This window comes from Minwuia sp. (assembly GCF_048263705.1).
GTDB lineage: Bacteria > Pseudomonadota > Alphaproteobacteria > Minwuiales > Minwuiaceae > Minwuia.
Genome location: NZ_JBLXDV010000013.1, coordinates 1 through 16913, shown reverse-complemented (window position 1 = coordinate 16913; position 16913 = coordinate 1). Strand labels below are relative to the sequence as shown.

General features: G+C 63.5%; 18 protein-coding genes. 13 read left to right on the top strand and 5 right to left on the bottom strand.

The window, feature by feature from the left end; genetic code table 11:
• Nucleotides 1–127 precede the first annotated feature (127 nt).
• The 11 genes from ACN0X7_RS16520 to ACN0X7_RS16470 all read left to right on the top strand — a co-directional run bounded on the left by ACN0X7_RS16520 (nucleotide 128) and on the right by ACN0X7_RS16470 (nucleotide 10245).
• Nucleotides 128–1066, top strand: a complete 939-nt coding sequence (locus ACN0X7_RS16520) for a histone deacetylase family protein (protein WP_417519270.1) — start codon at nucleotides 128–130, stop codon at nucleotides 1064–1066.
• On the top strand, nucleotides 1063–1320 hold the full coding sequence (locus ACN0X7_RS16515; RefSeq protein WP_417519268.1) for an exodeoxyribonuclease VII small subunit: 258 nt from the start codon (nucleotides 1063–1065) through the stop codon (nucleotides 1318–1320). The genes ACN0X7_RS16520 and ACN0X7_RS16515 overlap by 4 nt, the downstream gene beginning before the upstream one ends.
• The gene (locus ACN0X7_RS16510; RefSeq protein WP_417519266.1) at nucleotides 1317–2207 is read left to right on the top strand and encodes a polyprenyl synthetase family protein; all 891 of its coding nucleotides are present in this window, start codon (nucleotides 1317–1319) and stop codon (nucleotides 2205–2207) included. Before ACN0X7_RS16515 ends, ACN0X7_RS16510 begins: the two co-directional genes overlap by 4 nt.
• Nucleotides 2208–2252: 45 nt before the next feature.
• Nucleotides 2253–4178: a 1-deoxy-D-xylulose-5-phosphate synthase gene (dxs, locus tag ACN0X7_RS16505; RefSeq protein WP_417519264.1), complete on the top strand. Its 1926-nt coding sequence runs from the start codon at nucleotides 2253–2255 to the stop codon at nucleotides 4176–4178.
• Between the two features lie 79 nt (nucleotides 4179–4257).
• Nucleotides 4258–5064, top strand: a complete 807-nt coding sequence (locus tag ACN0X7_RS16500; protein ID WP_417519262.1) for a UDP-2,3-diacylglucosamine diphosphatase — start codon at nucleotides 4258–4260, stop codon at nucleotides 5062–5064.
• A 178-nt stretch (nucleotides 5065–5242) separates the two neighbouring features.
• Nucleotides 5243–6250 (top strand): glycosyltransferase family 4 protein, encoded by a 1008-nt coding sequence (locus tag ACN0X7_RS16495; protein WP_417519260.1) that lies wholly within the window; start codon nucleotides 5243–5245, stop codon nucleotides 6248–6250.
• A complete protein-coding gene (locus ACN0X7_RS16490; RefSeq protein WP_417519258.1) occupies nucleotides 6250–6996 on the top strand; it encodes an aldolase in 747 nt (248 codons plus the stop codon). The genes ACN0X7_RS16495 and ACN0X7_RS16490 overlap by 1 nt, the downstream gene beginning before the upstream one ends.
• A 155-nt stretch (nucleotides 6997–7151) precedes the next feature.
• Nucleotides 7152–7424, top strand: coding sequence for a hypothetical protein (locus ACN0X7_RS16485; RefSeq protein WP_417519256.1), 273 nt, complete (start codon nucleotides 7152–7154; stop codon nucleotides 7422–7424).
• Nucleotides 7425–7457: 33 nt separating this feature from the next.
• Nucleotides 7458–8657 carry an acyl-CoA dehydrogenase family protein gene (locus ACN0X7_RS16480; protein WP_417519254.1) on the top strand — a complete coding sequence of 400 codons (1200 nt, stop codon included), beginning with the start codon at nucleotides 7458–7460 and terminating at the stop codon, nucleotides 8655–8657.
• Nucleotides 8658–8692: 35 nt separating this feature from the next.
• On the top strand, nucleotides 8693–9412 hold the full coding sequence (locus ACN0X7_RS16475) for a tetratricopeptide repeat protein (protein WP_417519252.1): 720 nt from the start codon (nucleotides 8693–8695) through the stop codon (nucleotides 9410–9412).
• Nucleotides 9413–9483: 71 nt separating this feature from the next.
• Complete coding sequence (locus ACN0X7_RS16470; RefSeq protein WP_417519250.1) at nucleotides 9484–10245, top strand: tetratricopeptide repeat protein; 762 nt, start codon at nucleotides 9484–9486, stop codon at nucleotides 10243–10245.
• Nucleotides 10246–10317: 72 nt separating this feature from the next.
• On the opposite strand, the gene ACN0X7_RS16465 is transcribed toward ACN0X7_RS16470, so the two are convergent.
• Nucleotides 10318–12018: an acyl-CoA dehydrogenase family protein gene (locus tag ACN0X7_RS16465; RefSeq protein ID WP_417519248.1), complete on the bottom strand. Its 1701-nt coding sequence runs from the start codon at nucleotides 12016–12018 to the stop codon at nucleotides 10318–10320.
• A gap of 169 nt (nucleotides 12019–12187) precedes the next feature.
• Between ACN0X7_RS16465 and ACN0X7_RS16460 the strand changes: the two genes are divergently transcribed.
• Nucleotides 12188–13276, top strand: a complete 1089-nt coding sequence (locus ACN0X7_RS16460) for a pesticin C-terminus-like muramidase (protein WP_417519246.1) — start codon at nucleotides 12188–12190, stop codon at nucleotides 13274–13276.
• Here ACN0X7_RS16460 and ACN0X7_RS16455 read toward each other — a convergent pair.
• Nucleotides 13258–13911 carry a hypothetical protein gene (locus tag ACN0X7_RS16455; protein WP_417519244.1) on the bottom strand — a complete coding sequence of 218 codons (654 nt, stop codon included), beginning with the start codon at nucleotides 13909–13911 and terminating at the stop codon, nucleotides 13258–13260. The genes ACN0X7_RS16460 and ACN0X7_RS16455 overlap by 19 nt on opposite strands.
• A gap of 364 nt (nucleotides 13912–14275) precedes the next feature.
• On the opposite strand from ACN0X7_RS16455, the gene ACN0X7_RS16450 reads away from it, so the two are divergent.
• Nucleotides 14276–14614, top strand: coding sequence for a hypothetical protein (locus ACN0X7_RS16450; protein ID WP_417519242.1), 339 nt, complete (start codon nucleotides 14276–14278; stop codon nucleotides 14612–14614).
• Nucleotides 14615–14914: 300 nt separating this feature from the next.
• Here ACN0X7_RS16450 and ACN0X7_RS16445 read toward each other — a convergent pair whose 3' ends face one another.
• From ACN0X7_RS16445 to ACN0X7_RS16435, 3 genes are all read right to left on the bottom strand, one after another.
• Nucleotides 14915–15835, bottom strand: coding sequence for a dihydrodipicolinate synthase family protein (locus tag ACN0X7_RS16445; protein ID WP_417519240.1), 921 nt, complete (start codon nucleotides 15833–15835; stop codon nucleotides 14915–14917).
• Entirely contained in the window at nucleotides 15832–16305 is a 474-nt protein-coding gene (locus ACN0X7_RS16440) for a YcgN family cysteine cluster protein (RefSeq protein WP_417519238.1), read from the bottom strand. The genes ACN0X7_RS16445 and ACN0X7_RS16440 overlap by 4 nt, the downstream gene beginning before the upstream one ends.
• On the bottom strand, nucleotides 16293–16913 hold a 621-nt coding region (locus tag ACN0X7_RS16435; RefSeq protein WP_417519236.1), incomplete at its 5' end, for a LytTR family DNA-binding domain-containing protein. The genes ACN0X7_RS16435 and ACN0X7_RS16440, both read right to left, overlap by 13 nt.

The window sequence follows — 16913 nt, the reverse complement described above, 5'->3', positions numbered from 1 at the left end:
CAGGGCGTCACATTTATATGCTTGGTCCTGACCGCGCCCGGAGGAAAGTAACGTTTGAAGACCGAACGGCAAACAGCCATGTGGGCGCTGAATGATGAATTTGCCTGAATCTTGAGGAAATACGCACGTGACCACGATGCTGATCACACATATGGACTGCCTCTGGCACGATACGGGGCCGTCGCATCCCGAACGGCCGGACCGGTTGCGTGCCGTGCGTCATGCGTTGAACGAGGATGACTTCCCGGATCTGGTGCGCATCGACGCCCCGCTGGCCGATGACGAGATGATCGCCCGCGCGCATCCCGCCGACCATGTCGAGGCCATCTTCTCGGTGATTCCTGCGACGGGGCGGCTGCAGCTGGATGGCGACACGGTGGTCTCGCCGGGATCGGTGGAGGCGGTACGGCGGGCCGCAGGCAGCGTCGTGGCCGCGGTGGATGCGGTCTTTCAGGGGCAGGCCGACAATGCCTTCTGCGCGGTCCGCCCCCCGGGGCACCATGCGGAACCGCGTCAGCCGATGGGATTCTGCGTCTTCAACAATGTCGCCATCGGCGCGCATCATGCCCGGGCACGGTATGGCGTCGGGCGGGTGGCGGTGGTCGATTTCGATGTGCACCACGGCAACGGCACGGAAGCCATGTTTCGCGACGATCCCGACCTTTTCTACGGCTCGACGCATCAGTGGCCGCTGTATCCCGGCACCGGCGAGGCGTCGGAGACGGGGGTCGCGAACAATATCGTGAACGTGCCGCTGCAGCCCGATGCCGGTTCGGACGCGTTCCGTGAGGCCATGTCCGGCACCCTGCTTCCCGCCCTTGCCGCATTCAGGCCGGAATTTCTCATCATTTCCGCCGGATTCGACGGGCATCAGCGGGACCCGCTTGCCCACCTGAACCTGACGGACGAAGACTATGGATGGGTCACGCGCGAACTGATGACGATCGCGGCGAATTGCTGCGAGGGCAGGGTGGTTTCCGTGCTCGAAGGCGGGTATGACCTCGACGCGCTGCAAAGCGCGAGCGTGGCCCACGTGCGGGCGCTGGAAGGACGGGACGGACAATGAGCGATATTCCGGAAGACATTCAGGCCATGAGTTTCGAGGCGGCGCTGGCGGAACTGGAAACCATCGTCGGCCGTCTGGAATCGGGCGATGTCGATCTGGAGGCCTCCATCGACATGTACGCACGCGGTGCGCATCTGAAGGCCCACTGCGAAGCCAAGCTGAAAGCCGCCGAGGCGCGTGTCGAGAAGCTGGTGATCGGCGCGGACGGGACGCCAAAGGGCAGCGAACCTTTCGGAGACGACCAGAACCGATGAATGCCGAACTTGCCGAAGCCCTGAAACGGGCGGCCGCCGATGTCGAGGCGGCGATGGATGCCCTGGTGCCCGTGCCGGAGACGCTGGAGGCACGCGTGCATGAGTCCATGCGCTATTCCCTGTTTGCCGGTGGCAAGCGGCTGCGTCCGTTTCTGGTGATGGCGTCGGGCGACCTGTTTCATGTGCCGCGCGCGCAGTCTGTCCGGGCGGCGGCGGCCATCGAGATGATCCACACCTATTCGCTGATCCACGACGATCTGCCGTGCATGGACGACGACGATCTGCGTCGGGGCAAGCCCACGAACCACCGGCAGTTCGACGAGGCGACGGCGGTGCTGGCGGGCGATGCGCTGCAGCCGAAGGCGATCGAGGTTCTGCTGGATCCGGCCACCGATGCCGACCGCGAGATCCGCATCGCTCTCGCCATGACCCTGGTCCAGGCGGCCGGCGCCGAGGGCATGGTCGGCGGTCAGATGATCGACCTTCAGGCCGAGACGACATCGTATGACCTGGATCAGATTTCACGGCTTCAGAACATGAAGACGGGCGCGCTGATCGCCTGGTCCTGCGAGGCGGGCGCGATTCTGGGACATGCGACCGGGGCCGAGCGCGCGGCCCTGAAGGCCTATGGCCTCGATCTCGGGCTCGCGTTCCAGATCGCCGACGATATTCTGGACATCGAAGCCAGCCCCGAGGAGATGGGCAAGGCGACGGCCAAGGACGCCGATGCGGGCAAGGAGACCTTCATCACGCTGATGGGGCTGGATGGCGCACGCGCTCGGGCGGCGGAACTGGTACACAATGCCGTGGCCCGCCTTGATTTGTTCGGGGAAAGAGCCTTTCTATTGAGGGAGGTGGCGGAATACGTCATCAACCGCCGGTCGTGAGGACGCTCAGGGCGACACACTGAATCAAGACATGAGGTTGGCCGCGTGGCCGAAACGTCAAAGACACCGCTTCTCGACACGATCAACAGCCCGGCTGAACTGCGCGGTCTGCAACCCGACCAGCTGCGCCAGCTCGCCGACGAACTGCGCACCGAGACCATCGATGCCGTGTCCGTCACCGGCGGGCATCTGGGTGCGGGTCTGGGAGTGGTCGAACTGACCACGGTGCTGCACTACGTCTTCAATACGCCTGACGACAAGCTGATCTTCGATGTCGGACACCAGTGCTATCCGCACAAGATCCTGACCGAACGCCGCGACCGCATCCGCACCCTGCGCCAGGGCGGCGGGCTGTCGGGCTTCACCAAGCGGGCGGAGAGCCGCTACGACCCGTTCGGCGCGGCCCATTCGTCGACGTCCATATCGTCCGGGCTCGGCTTCGACATCGCCCATCAGATGCAGGGCCTGCCGCATCGTTCGATCGCCGTGATCGGTGACGGATCCATGTCCGCCGGCATGGCCTATGAGGCGATGAACAACGCCGGCAGCCTGAAAAGCCGCATGATCGTCATTCTGAACGACAACGAGATGTCGATCGCACCCCCTGTGGGTGCGATGAGTGCATATCTGTCGCGCCTGATCTCCGGCAAGCCCTATCTGTCGATCCGCGAGGTCGGCAAGAAGCTGGCCGAGAAGTTCCCGCGCCAGCTGTCCAAGATGGCGCAGCGCGCCGAGGAATATGCGCGCGGGATGCTGACCGGCGGCACCATGTTCGAGGAACTGGGCTTCTATTACGTCGGCCCGGTCGACGGTCACAACATCGATCACCTGCTGCCGGTGTTGGAGAACGTGCGCGATGCTGACGGCGGTCCCATCCTGGTCCATGTCGTCACCGAGAAGGGCAAGGGCTATCCGCCCGCCGAGAATTCGGCTGACAAGTATCATGGCGTCTCCAAGTTCGACGTCGTCACCGGCACCCAGCAGAAGGGCAAGCCCAACGCGCCCGCCTATACCAAGGTCTTCGCCAACGCGCTGGTGAAGGAAGCCGAGAAGGACGAGAAGATCGTCGCCGTGACGGCGGCCATGCCGTCGGGTACCGGCCTCGACATTTTCGGCAAGGCGTTTCCGGACCGAACCTTCGACGTCGGTATCGCGGAACAGCACGGCGTGACCTTCTGCGCCGGTCTGGCCGCGGGCGGCATGAAGCCTTTCGCCGCGATCTATTCCACTTTCCTGCAGCGCGGCTACGACCAGGTGGTCCACGATGTGGCGATCCAGCGGCTGCCGGTGCGCTTCGCCATCGACCGGGCCGGTCTGGTGGGCGCGGACGGACCGACCCACGCCGGGTCGTTCGACGTGACCTATCTGGCGACGCTGCCCGGTTTCGTGGTCATGGCGGCGTCGGACGAGGCCGAACTGGTCCATATGGTGGCGACCGCTGCCGCCATTGACGACCGGCCCAGCGCCTTCCGTTATCCGCGCGGCGAAGGAATCGGCCTCGACATGCCCGAGGAAGGCGTCCCGCTGGAGATCGGCAAGGGCCGTATCGTGCGCGAGGGCAATGCGCTGGCGATCCTGAATTTCGGCGGCCGCATGGCCGAAGTGATGAAGGCGGCCGACGATCTGGCGGCGATGGGGCTGTCGGCGACGGTGGCGGACGCCCGGTTTGCCAAGCCGCTGGACACCGATCTGATCGCCCGGCTGGCGAAGGAACATCCCCTGCTGGTCACCATCGAGGAGGGTGCGATCGGTGGCTTCGGCAGCCACGTGCTGCAGTTCCTGGCCGAGAACGACCTGCTGGACGGCCTGAAGGTGCGCCCGATGATCCTGCCCGACATCTTCATCGATCAGGACAGCCCGGCGAAGATGTACGATGTGGCGGGTCTGAACGCCCCGCAGATCATGCAGACGGTGCTTTCGGCCCTGGATATCGAAGGCAAGGATGGCGCGACCAAGCCACTGCGCGCCTGATCTGTCCGATTCCCTGTCACGAATCGGACACACGGGTTCGCTATAGGCTCTGCATCGTCAGGTGCATCACAGGTGAGTCATGAGCACGTCCGGTAACGTCAGCTGCCGCACCGTCTTCATTTCCGATATCCATCTGGGGACGCGCGGCTGCCAGGCCGACCTTCTGCTGTCCTTCATCAGGAGTTTCGACGCCCAGAAGATCTATCTGGTCGGCGACATCGTCGACTGCTGGGCGCTCAGGCGCGGCTGGTTCTGGCCGCAGACCCACAACGATGTGGTGCAGAAGCTGCTGCGTCAGGCGCGCAAGGGCGTGCAGGTCATCTACATCCCCGGCAATCATGACGAGGCGTTTCGGGACTATGTCGGCACCCATTTCGGCGGTGTCGAGGTCAGGATCGACGACATTCACACCGCCGCCGACGGCAAGCGCTATCTGGTGACCCACGGGGACGCCTTCGACGGGATCGTGCTGTACGCCCGGTGGCTGGCGCTGCTGGGCGACTGGTCCTACAGCATGGCCATCCGGCTGAACACGGTCGTCGCCCGCATCCGCGCGCGGCTGGGCCTGCCTTACTGGTCGCTGTCGGCCTACCTGAAGGGCAAGGCCAAGAGCGCAGTGCAGTTCATCGCCAGTTTCGAGGAAACCGTGGCCGCCGAAGCCCGCAAGCGGAATGTCGACGGGGTGATCTGCGGCCACATCCACCACGCCGAGATCCGCGACATTGATGGCATCACCTATGTCAACGACGGTGACTGGGTCGAGAGCTGCACGGCGGTGATCGAAAAGCACGACGGTTCGCTGGAGATCGTGCGCTGGACCGACCGGATCGCGGAGTCCTTCGACGAGAAACGCAAGGTCGCACGGTCGCGGACGAAAGCGGCGTAGGGGCGAGTAATCATTCCGCCTTCGGGCTTGACCCGAAGGCCTCCCACATCTGAAATCGGACAGATCCCTGCATGACTGCGGGGGGCCTTCGGATCGAGTCCGAAGGCAAAAGAAGCTGGAGATCTCCGGGACCGGCATGGATCGAGTACAACACCCTGCACAAGATCGCCGCCCGCCCATGAAAATCGCACTCATCACGGATGCCTGGACACCGCAGGTGAACGGCGTGGTCCGCACGTGGGGCCGGGTCATCGCCGCGTGCGGGGCACAGGGACATGAGGTTCTTGTCGTTTCGCCGAATGATTTCCGAACCGTTCCGCTGCCGACCTACCCGGAAATCCGGATCGCGGTGCGGCCCGGCGGCAAGCTGAAGCGGATGCTCGACGGTTTCCAGCCGGACGCGATCCACATCGCGACCGAAGGACCGCTGGGTTTCGCGGCGCGGCGCTATTGCCTGAAGTACGATCTGCCTTTCACGACCAGCTATCACACGAAATTCCCGGAATATATCTCGGCGCGCGCGCCGGTGCCGCTGGCGTGGGGCTATCGGCTGATGCGCTGGTTTCACCGGCCCTCGCGCGGTGTGCTTGTGGCCACGACGACCATCCGCCGCGAGCTGGAAGCCGAGGGTTTCGACAATATCGTCGACTGGACCCGCGGCGTGGACACGGATGTCTTCCGGCCCGGCAGACCCAGGGCCCTTGAGGGGGCAGAGCCGCTGTACCTCTATGTCGGACGGGTGGCGGTGGAGAAGAACCTGCGGGCTTTCCTCGACCTCGATCTGCCGGGCGAGAAGGCCGTCGTCGGCGGCGGGCCGCAGCTTGAAGACCTGAAACGGGACTATCCGGAGGTGCTGTTCCCCGGCCCGAAGTTCGGCGAGGAACTTGCGGCCTGGTACCGCAGCGCCACGGTCTTCGTCTTCCCCAGCCGCACCGACACGTTCGGGCTGGTACTGCTGGAGGCGCTGGCGTCCGGCGTGCCCGTGGCGGCCTTTCCGGTGCCCGGGCCGCTGGATGTCATCGGTCACGACGGGCCCGGCGTGCTGTCGGAAGATCTGGCGCGCGCCGTGATGGACGCGGCGTGTATTTCCGCCGAATCCTGCCGGGCGCACGCCATGCGCTTTTCGTGGGACGCGACAGCGGCTATCTTTCTCGACAATCTGGCGGTGTTCGAGAGGAAACGGTGATGGATGAAACTCTGAGGGAATCGCGGGTCGATCTGGCCTGCGCGCTGCGCTGGGCGGCACGGCTGGGCCTGCACGAGGGCGTGTGCAATCATTTCTCGCTGGCCGTGCCGGACGCGGACGGTGTCATGCGTGGCAACCGGTTCCTGATCAACCCTTATGGCTGGCACTGGTCGGAAATCACCGCGTCGTCGCTTCTGCTGGTCGATGCGGAAGGCAACATCCTGGAAGGCGAGGAGGAGGTCGAGACCTCGGCCTTCACCATCCATCGTGGCGTGCATCTGGCGGCACCGCAGGCCGTCTGCGTCATGCACACGCACATGCCGCACGCGACCGCGCTGACCCTGCTGGACGATATGGAACTGAAGATGTGCGAACAGAACGCGCTGATGTTCCACGAGCGCATCGCCTACGACGAAGAGTACAACGGCCTGTCCACGGACAATGAGGAAGGCGAGCGCATTGCGTCGAAACTGGGCAACCGGGCGGTGCTGATGATGGCCAGCCACGGCGTGACGGTCACCGGCGCGAACGTGCGCGAATGTTTCAACGATCTGTATTATCTGGAACGGGCGGCGACCTTTCAGGTGCTTGCGCGTTCGACCGGCAAGCCGCTGCGCGATCTGTCGTCCGAAGTCGCCGACAAGACGGCGCGCCAGATTTCGGAAGAACGCAGCCAGCTCGCCGAACGCCACTTCCGCGCCCTGCGCCGTATCCTGGAACGCGAGGAACCGGAATTCCTGAACTGACGCATGCAAGGCGGAACCCATGATGTCATCCCCGTCAGGCTGCAGGCCTGCGCGGGGATCGCGATCAGAAAATGGCTGGATCAGCCCGATCCCCGAGTCTCGCCGTTGGCTCGATCCGGGATGACGCTATTTGCGCGGTATGTCCCGTGATCGTCATGGATCGGCCGCGCAGGCTGCCCGACGGGCGGCTGACGGCGCATCTGCTGTCGGACAAGGTGGGTGACGCCGGTTACCGCGAACTGTTGCCGGTCGCGGTGTCGCTAGGGTGCCTGCCGGTGTTCCTGCAGTATCACGGCACCTACAAGGAACATTTCGACCTGATGGGGCCGCGCCGGGTGCATGCGGCGCTGGCGCATCCGCAGATCGCGACCGTGCCGCGACGCAGGATCGCGCAAATTCTGAGGGCGAAGCGGATGTCGCTGGGCTAGACTGCGGACAATTGATTTTCGGGGAGAGTTTCTATGGATCTCGCATTCACTGACGAGGAACTGGCGTTTCGCGACGAAGTCCGCGCCTTCATCGAGGAGAACGTGCCGTCGGACATTCGCGAACGCGCGAAGATCGGCTGGAACTATCTGCCGAAGGAAGACTACGTGCGCTGGCAGAAGGCGCTGCATGCGAAGGGCTGGATCGCCCCGAACTGGCCGGAAGAATACGGCGGGCCGGGCTGGACGGCGGCGCAGCGGTTCATCTTCGAGGAAGAGTGCGCCCGCGCCGACTGCCCGCGCATCCAGCCGTTCGGCGTGACCATGGTCGGGCCCGTGATCTACACGTTCGGGTCGCAGGAGCAGAAGGACCATTACCTGCCGCGCATTCTGGCGTCCGAGGACTGGTGGTGTCAGGGCTATTCCGAACGCGGTTCCGGATCGGACCTTGCGGCATTGTCGACGAAAGCGGTGCGCGACGGCGACGACTATGTGATCAACGGCCACAAGATCTGGACCTCGGGCGCGCACCGCGCCGACTGGATGTTCTGCCTGGTCCGCACCTCGACCGAGGGCAAGCGGCAGGAGGGCATCACCTTCCTGCTGATCGACATGAAGACGCCGGGCATCGACGTGAAGCCGATCATCTCGATGGACGGCTACAACAATCTGAACGAGGTCTTCTTCGACGATGTCCGTGTGCCGGTCGCCAACCGCATCGGCGAGGAGAACAAGGGCTGGACCTATGCCAAGTTCCTGCTGGGCAACGAACGCACCGGGATCGCCGGCATCGGCCGTTCGAAAAGCGAACTGGCCCGCCTGAAGGCGATGGCCCGCGCCGAAAGCGCCTATGGCGGGCGCCTGATCGACGACCCGTCGTTCGCCAGCGGGATCTCGACCATCGAATCCGATCTGACGGCGCTGGAGATGTACAACCTGCGCAGCCTCGCCGAGGCCGCGGCAGGCCGTCCGGTGGGTGCCGAGGCGTCCATGCTGAAGATCCGGGGCACCGAGATCGAACAGGCGATCAACGAAACCATGGTCGAGGCGCTGGCCTATTATGGCGCGCCCTATGTCCACACCGGACTGAACTGGGCTTCGAACGAAGGCCCGGTCGGTCCCGAGTATGCGGATGGCGTCATGCCCCAGCACCTGCTGAAACGCGCGGCCACCATCTATGGCGGTACCACCGAGGTGCAGAAGAACGTCATCGCCAAGGCCGTGCTAGGATTGTGAGGATTTCGCTTCCCGCACTGCGCTGCGGGCTGGCAGTGGCAGCCCTGCTGTTCGCTTTCGATAAGACATCGGCGCAGACCGTGCTGGCCCCCAGCTATCAGGAGGTCTGCCGGGCGGGCGGTCATCCGAAGTGGACCTATGGCAAGGAAGGCACCCCGGTACAGTATCAGCCGCTGTTCGGCTGCGACCAGAGGTTCGGCGCGCGGCGGGATGCCGATGAGCGGTTCGTCGAGAAGCTGCAGGCGCGCGGGCTGGAGGGGACGGCCCTGTCGTGGGAGCTGGTCCGGCAGGGCTGGAAATGGATCGGGGTGCGAAAACTGCCGTCGGCGCTGAATCGCTTCAATCTGGCGTTCGAGGCCGACCCCGGCAACGGCGATGTCTATCACGGGATTGCGGTAGTCATGACCCAGACTGGCCAGCCCGGGAACATCGTCGATTACTGGTACACCGAGGCGGTCACACGCGAGACCGGGCAGCCGGGCCGGTTCGCGGACTACGGCCAGTTCCTGCTGCAGTCGGGACGGCTGGGCGAGGCGCGTCCGATGCTGGAAAAGGCCATCGCGCTGGAGCCGTTCAACGTCTGGACGCTGATGAATCTGGCCACGCTGAACTTCCGGCAGGACCGGCAGACGGAAGCGTGCGCGTTCGTCACCCGCGTTCTCAACGCAGCACCGCCGCCCGGCTATCCGAAGGATCGCTTCGACCGCATTCTCGAAGGCTGGCGGGACAGGCGCACGGAAGAGAACTGCGGCTGAGGGGGCAGGCCAATCCGTGTCTTGAGTGACAGCCAGCGTCGCTTTATACCCCGGTCTGCATGGGAGCCATCATGATCCGATTCCTGACCACTCTGACCGCCGTCATGACGGCGACTTTCCTGGCTGTGGCCTTCGTCGCGCCGGGCGCACACGCGCAGTATCGCGGCGATCTGCCCTACCAGACATTGTGCGGGGCGGAGAAGCATCCGGAATGGGCGTTCGGCGACGACACGTTCGAGATCGATCTGCGACCGCTGTTCGGCTGCGACGACCGTGTGGATTTCCAGCACGCCCGGGATGAGGAATACATCGAGAAGCTGGTCAAGCTGGGCTACGGCGGACCGCAACTCGGCGACCTGCTGTCCGAGCAGGGCTGGGTCTGGCTGAAGAAGCACAAGCCCGACCTGGCGATGCGTCGCTTCAATCTGGCTTTCGCACACGATCCCTGGAACGGCGATATCTACCACGGGATCGCGCTGGCGCTGGTCGAGAGCGGTCAGCCCGATAACGTCGTCGGCTACTGGTTCGGCCTCGCCACGGCGCAGGCCAAGGGAAGTGCACAGCGTTTCATCGACCACGGCCGCTTTCTGACCATCTCCGGGCAGTTCGAAAAGGCGCTGCCGGTGCTGGAACGCGCGCACACGATGCAGCCCGATCACACCTTTACTCTGATGAATCTGGCGCACGGCTATTTCGAGACGGGCCGCAAGCCGGAAGCCTGCACGACCGTCGACAAGCTGACGGTTGCGTCGGCGCCCGAAGGCTATCCGGCCGACCGTTTCGCACTGGTTGTCAGCCGGTGGCAGGAGCGCGCCGTCGCCACCGGCTGCTGAGCACCGTTCAGGCAGGACCGGTCAGGTCGTTGACCCGACCGGTACCGAAACCCCGACAGGCTTCCTTCCGGCTCAGTTTCCGCCTTCCAGCAGGCGACGCGCGATGACCTGAGCCTGAATCTCGCCGGCCCCTTCGAAGATGTTGAGGATGCGGGCGTCGCACAGGATGCGGCTGATCTCATACTCCAGCGCGAAGCCGTTGCCGCCGTGGCTCTGCAGGGCGTTGTCGGCGTTGGCCCAGGCCACGCGCGCACCCAGCAGCTTGGCCATGCCGGCTTCCAGGTCGCAGCGGCGGCCTTCGTCCTTGGCGCGCGCCGAGTAATAGGTGAGCTGACGGGCGATCATGGTCTCGACCGCCGCCCAGGCGACCTTGCCGTGCACGCGCGGGAACTCGAAGATCGGCTTGCCGAACTGCGCGCGGTCCTTGGCATAGCGCATGCCGGTTTCCAGCGCGTTCTGGGCCACACCGACCGCGCGGGCCGCCGTCTGGATACGGGCGCTTTCGAAGGTTGCCATCAGCTGCTTGAAGCCATGGCCTTCCTCGCCGCCCAGCAGGTTCTCGGCCTTCACCTCGAAGCCGTCGAAGCCCAGTTCGTACTCGCGCATCCCGCGATAGCCCAGCACCTCGATCTCGCCGCCGGTCATGCCTTCGGCGGGGAACAGGTTATCGTCCTCGCCGCGCGGCTTTTCGGCCAGGAACATCGACAGGCCCTTGTAGCCCGGCTCGTCGGGATTGGTGCGGGCCAGCAGGGTCATCACGTCGGCGCGGGCCGCGTGGGTGATCCAGGTCTTGTTGCCGGTGATCCTGTAGACGTCGCCGTCCTTCACCGCGCGGGTGCGCAGCGCCGCCAGATCGGACCCGGTGTTCGGTTCGGTGAAGACCGCGGTGGGCAGGATCTCGCCCGAGCAGATCTTCGGCAGCCATTGCGCCTTCTGCTCGTCGGTGCCGCCGGTCAGCAGCAGTTCCGCAGCGATCTCGGACCGGGTGCCCAGCGAACCGACGCCGATATAGCCGCGCGACAACTCCTCGGAGACCACGCACATTGACATCTTGCCCATGGCCGAACCGCCGAATTCTTCCGGCACGGTCAGGCCGAAGACGCCCAGTTCGGCCATTTCCTTCAACACGTCCATCGGGATCAGTTCGTTGTCCAGGTGCCACTTGTGCGCGTGCGGCGCGACCTTCTCGTCGGCGAAGCGGCGGAACTGGTCGCGGATCATGCCATAGGTCTCGTCCAGACCCAGTTCACCGAAGTTGCCGGTGTCCAGTGCATTTTCCAGCAGCACGGCGATCCGGGCGCGCACGGCGGGCGTGTTGCCGGCGAAGATCATCCGGCGCACGGCGCGGGTGGCGAATTTCTCGACCGAGCGCATCTGCACGCCCAGATCTTGCGGGCGCACGGTTTCCTGCTGGTTCATCGGAATGCCGTTGCCGATCTGCGCCAGGTACTCGCCATAGCCGGCCTGCAGGATCAGGCGTTCCAGTTCGCCCAGCTTGCCGTCCTCGTCCAGGCGCACGGCCCAGTTGCGCAACTCCCGCAGCGCCTCGACATAGGTCGCCAGCCAGGCCAGCCCGTGCGCGGCGAACTGGTGGCTTTCCAGTTTGGCCGCGTCGATGCGCCCGTCCTCGCCGCGCACCATCTCGGCCACGCAGGACACGACGACCTGCTTGTAGCGATCGGCGGAATCCAGGGCCTTCTCGGACACGTCCATCAGATCGGACAACAGCAGTTCTTCTTCAGGGGCTTCGATCGCCTGCGCGGTATCGGGCATGGGTCTCAACTCTCATTAAAGGTGACGTTTAGGTTAGCCGGGTTATGCCGCATCGGTCGAGGCAGCGCCATACCCTTGGCCGCGTTCGGGGCGATTTCACGCAGCCCCTTCGACGCCAGCGGGTTGCCAGAAGCATACGCACCCGCCGCCCGCGTCCGCTGCGCCTGCCGTGAACCCGGAAGAAGACCCCGACCTGCTGCCGTCGATCCGCACTTTCCAGGCGCAGCACGGCCTGACCGTGGACGGGATCATGAAGCCCGGCGGCGAGACGCAGGCGAAGGCCGCGCCCCTGATCGAGGCCAGGGTGGCCGCCGAGATCGGCGACGACATCGACCGCCCGAAGCCGTTCGCGGCAACCCCCAACCCGTCCATCGTGCGCAGCCACCCCGACAGCCGCACCCGCCTGTCGGTGCCTTTCGGCTCGGGCATGGGCCTCGATACCGACGACACCGACCACCGCCTCGCCACCGAACAGGCCCGCGAGATGGTGAATGTACAAAGACGGTTCAGAGAAAACAGGCTCGATTTCATCTCGGGTGGCTCCGGCCATGACAGAGTCGTTGGTGCGGGAGGCGCGAACACTTCAACGGCATCCCCGCCACCACCACCGCCAACTAATCGTCCGCCCTCCAGTCTTCCTGCCCCGCCCGGCCATATTCAGGACATTGACTTCTCGATCATCGAGGCTCTTGAGGGCGGCAATCATCTGAACATGTATTATCCCAAGGGAGCTGGAAATCTTCCTCATGCTCAAAGTGGACCGACCATTGGGATTGGCGTCGATCTCGGCCAAATGAATCGTGCTGATCTTGACGATTTGGTCAAACATCACGGTCTTGATCCAGCCATTGCTTCCAAGCTCAGGCCATATTTGGGTCTGAAGGGTATTGCTTCGGCTAGATTCATTCGAGCAAACCCACTGCAACTGAAAACATGGGAAACGCTCAACTTAAGCTACGCCAAGCACGGTAGCATCCGACAAACAGTGGAAACAAATTTTAATAGCGTGCAGGCAGCGCGTGGTTCTTCGGTTCGTTTTGCTCAGCTTCCACGAGATATCAAGACAACGATCCTGAGTGTTGCAGCGCAATACGGCGGCGACCTTCCTGCTGCAACACCTGATTTCTGGAGATATGTATCAAATAACAACCGCAGCGCGATGATCGCAGAACTTCGAAATTTCCACGATCAGCACGCCAGAAGGAGGAACCATGAAGCTGATTATCTGGAACTCGGTATTCATCCGCCACTTCCGTGAGATTCAGGAACGCACGTCGCCTGATATAGCGACGGTCGAAGTTCAGGACGCGACGGTCCGCGTTTCAACGAAGACCAGAGCATAGCGATACGGGCGGTGGCAGACAGTTCGGAGACCGGGGTGGCCGGATCGATCAGAATGCTCAGATAACCATCCGTCAAAGGCTCTCGCCATTGTGGTACGGAATTGTACCACTGATAGTAATGCAGCATTGCGAAATGCACCAATCCGGCTTGCATATCGACGATCATCGCCGCCGCTTCCGAGCAGGAATGCAGACGGCATGCGTGTCCCAGCCAGTATCGATCATCGATGACAACGGACGGGTTTGGAGGTCCGCCAAGCATCTGGCCAAGGTCGTCACTCAATGCGAAACCGCGTTCCCGATTTCCGGTCGCATTGGAACGCAGGCATCTGTAACGGCGTTGCATCAGGCTTCCAATGGCGGGCTCGTTGATGCGATTGATGCTCTGGTTCTCTCCAACCTGTTTGACATGCGAGACAATACGGATTGTCAAATCGTCATTGTCCGGCTTCGATCGAGCTTCGTCCGGGCTGGCTGGGAAGGAGATCAGGACAACACCCAACGCAGCGAAAAAGATGGTGATCAGTTCCCAAGCAGCGGCTTGCCTCATTTGAGCACTCCGTCCGGCAAAAAATGGTCTCTTTCTGTGTGACGCACGGTTGCAATCTACTCGTACCCAAAGGACCGCCGCGCAGAACAATGGTCAGACCAGACAGGACCATACTTTCCCCAGACAAGCAGTGTAAACGCCGCGAAGTCCCGGAACCAAAGGAATATGATATCCGCACGGAGACATGGCCGGGCACGGCACACGCCGATCACGCCAAAGACCTGTGGAGTCTCGGATTGCGCCGAACAAGTTTCACACTGCGACCGGCCCGCCCGCCAGCCAGCCAGATCATATGTCACCGGACGATGCAGTCCGCCAGCGGACCAGATGAACGCCAAACAGTTGAGCGACGCGCGGCGGTGCGATGTATCTGCTCGACAGCGTCGTTCAGCATTTCCGCCGTGACACGAAAAGGGATGCAGGCATCGCATTGCCCGACGCAGCCATCCGCAGGTTGCCTGAAAACATGGCGCAACCCAAAGCCGTGCTCTGGGACAGGCGGACGGAAGACAAGCCAGCCCTGCTTTACGTCTTCGATGTTCCCGGCGATCCGCGTCTGGGCAAGGCCGTGGTCAGAGTGGAGTTTCGCGAGCGGATGAATGGCCAGAACCGCGTTCAGAATTCGATCACGTCTGCCGGGATGGTCGAGCGTCGCAATTTGGCGGACACAAACATCTATGAACTGATAGAAGGCAGGCTGTGAAAGGTGCCGTCGTGGCGGGTCGCCACCCCCGCATACAGTAGCCGCTTTCACGGGTACCCCCAGGCCCAGCTTTCCTGTTGTCACGACGACGGCGGGATTTTAGCGGGAATTCGGGAACAGGTCCAGAACAGATTGGCGTGCCGTCGTGGCGGGTCGCCACCCCCGCATGCAGCAGCCACAATCGTGGACGCCCCCAGGCCTAGCTTTCCTGTTGTCACGACGACGGCTTCATTCTGGCGAGATCTCTGAGCATGTCAAAACATGCGCGCTTGAAGCCGGGTGTCCTGTGCGCGGTGTCTGTCAGGTGGGGTCCGTCTCGATGGTGAAGCTGATCTCGTCGAGCGCGTCGAACAGGCGTTCGCGGTCCAGGTCGCTGAGGGCGAGCAGGGGCGGGCGGATCATGCGGCTCATCCGGTCCGGGAAATACTTCCGCAGGATCGCCTTCAGCGCGGGCACCAGTGGCCAGTTCTGCAGCGCCAGCCGCTGGATGGACAGTTCGGTCTGCGCGATCTCGGCGGCCTTCACGTCGCCCTCCTCGATGGCCGCCCAGACCTTGCCGGCCGCGCGGCTGGTCACATTCACGGTGGCAGAGATGCAGCCCGCGCCGCCCTTCAGCCAGATCGGCACCAGCAGTTCCTCGGTGCCCGCGAAGACGTTGAAGCCGGGCACGCGGCTGAGCACTTTCGACATCTTCTGGAAATCGCCGGACGAATCCTTCATGCCGACGACGATATCGGGATAGGCGTCGTTCAGGCGCGCCAGCAGCCCGGGACTCAGGGAAAAGCCGACCATCTGGGGGAAGTCGTACATGTGGATGTGCGGGCGTTCGCGGCCCAGGCGGCGCACGATCTCGACCACGCTCTGGAACAGGCCGTCATCGCTGACCGTCTTGAAATAGTAGGGCGGCAGCATCAGCACGTTCGGATAGTCGTGATTGATCGCGGCGTGGATCAGGGCGACCGTGTCGGGGACGGCGGGCGTGCCGACACCGATCAGGATCCGGTCGCTTTCCCAGTTGCCTTCCAGTTCCTCGATCAGCGCGAGCCGTTCGTTGACGCCGATCGATGTGCCCTCGCCGGTGGTGCCCATCAGCGCCACACCGTTGCAGCCGTTGGCCAGCAGCCAGTCCACATGGGCGCTCAATGCGCCGACGTCGATGGTCAGGTCGGCATTGAACGGCGTCACTGCGGCTGCCCAGACTCCCTTGCGCGCTGTCGTCATAGTTCTTCGTCCAGTACGTGGTTTTCCAGATCGTCGTCGGCTTCGTCTTCGGTGACGACCCGGCCGCGAACGGAAATGCCGGCCTTGTGCACGCTGTTGGGGTCGCCCGTCAGCAGCGGATGCCAGTCCGGCAACGCGCCACCATTGTCCAATAGCCTGTATGCACAGGTTGAGGGAAGCCATTCCAGTTCGCCGACGTTCTCCGGCCCCAGCCCGACACAGTCGTCCACCACCGCGTGCCGGTTGGCATAGTCGCCGCAGCGGCAGGTGTGACAGTCCAGCAGGCGGCAGGCGACATTGGTGAAGACGATCTGGTCGGTGTCGATGTCCTGCAGCTTGTAGAGACAGCATTTGCCGCAGCCGTCGCACAGGGCTTCCCACTGCGCCGGCGACATCTTTTCCAGAGGAACGGTTTCCCAGTAGCGGCTGTCGCGCAGCTCTTTCGGTGCGATCGGTTTCACGCCAGCCATCCGGCGTCGCGCACGGCGGGCATGTAGGTCCGGCTGACGGGCACTTCCGTCCCGTTCTTCAGCACCAGAAACACCTTCCGGTCGTGACGCGCGACATCGGCCAGCCCGGCCCGTGCCACCCACCAGGAACGATGCACGCGCAGCCCGTCCAGGTTCTCCAGTTCAATCATGGCGTCGCTGAAACGATGCAGGATCAGATCGTCGCCCTGCGCGGTATATACCCTGATGTAGTGATCTTCCGCCTGCAGCGCGTGCAGGTCGGTGCCCAGCGCCACGGGGATGCGCTTCATGAATGCCGATCCGGTTGAGGCTGGCGTGGTCTTGGTCGTATCGGGATTTTGGCGCAGGAAGAAATAGGAAATGGGCACCATGATCGCCGTGCTCAGGGTCAGGACCTGCGGGTACAGAAAGAAGAAACCGAGTTCGCCATCCAGTTCGGGTCGGAAATGTCCCTCCAGCCAGATCACCTCGAAGGTGGCCGGCACCGACGCGATCAGGCAGGCACCCAGGACCGCCGTCCAGAACCGCTGCTCGCCGAGCCAGCGGTGCAGCAGGACGTTGCAGAGCCGCAGTTGCAGCCAGTTCACGATGATCATGAACCCCCAGTA

Excerpts from the sequence above, each read along its gene's own strand:
- ACN0X7_RS16510 (WP_417519266.1), top strand. The coding sequence starts at position 1,317 with ATGAATGCCGAACTTGCCGAAGCCCTGAAACGGGCGGCCGCCGATGTC.
- ACN0X7_RS16450 (WP_417519242.1), top strand. The coding sequence starts at position 14,276 with ATGTATCTGCTCGACAGCGTCGTTCAGCATTTCCGCCGTGACACGAAA.
- ACN0X7_RS16480 (WP_417519254.1), top strand. The coding sequence starts at position 7,458 with ATGGATCTCGCATTCACTGACGAGGAACTGGCGTTTCGCGACGAAGTC.
- ACN0X7_RS16495 (WP_417519260.1), top strand. The coding sequence starts at position 5,243 with ATGAAAATCGCACTCATCACGGATGCCTGGACACCGCAGGTGAACGGC.
- ACN0X7_RS16440 (WP_417519238.1), bottom strand. The coding sequence starts at position 16,305 with ATGGCTGGCGTGAAACCGATCGCACCGAAAGAGCTGCGCGACAGCCGC.
- ACN0X7_RS16465 (WP_417519248.1), bottom strand. The coding sequence starts at position 12,018 with ATGCCCGATACCGCGCAGGCGATCGAAGCCCCTGAAGAAGAACTGCTG.
- ACN0X7_RS16445 (WP_417519240.1), bottom strand. The coding sequence starts at position 15,835 with ATGACGACAGCGCGCAAGGGAGTCTGGGCAGCCGCAGTGACGCCGTTC.
- ACN0X7_RS16515 (WP_417519268.1), top strand. The coding sequence starts at position 1,063 with ATGAGCGATATTCCGGAAGACATTCAGGCCATGAGTTTCGAGGCGGCG.
- ACN0X7_RS16470 (WP_417519250.1), top strand. The coding sequence starts at position 9,484 with ATGATCCGATTCCTGACCACTCTGACCGCCGTCATGACGGCGACTTTC.
- ACN0X7_RS16490 (WP_417519258.1), top strand. The coding sequence starts at position 6,250 with ATGGATGAAACTCTGAGGGAATCGCGGGTCGATCTGGCCTGCGCGCTG.
- ACN0X7_RS16500 (WP_417519262.1), top strand. The coding sequence starts at position 4,258 with ATGAGCACGTCCGGTAACGTCAGCTGCCGCACCGTCTTCATTTCCGAT.
- ACN0X7_RS16455 (WP_417519244.1), bottom strand. The coding sequence starts at position 13,911 with ATGAGGCAAGCCGCTGCTTGGGAACTGATCACCATCTTTTTCGCTGCG.
- ACN0X7_RS16485 (WP_417519256.1), top strand. The coding sequence starts at position 7,152 with ATGGATCGGCCGCGCAGGCTGCCCGACGGGCGGCTGACGGCGCATCTG.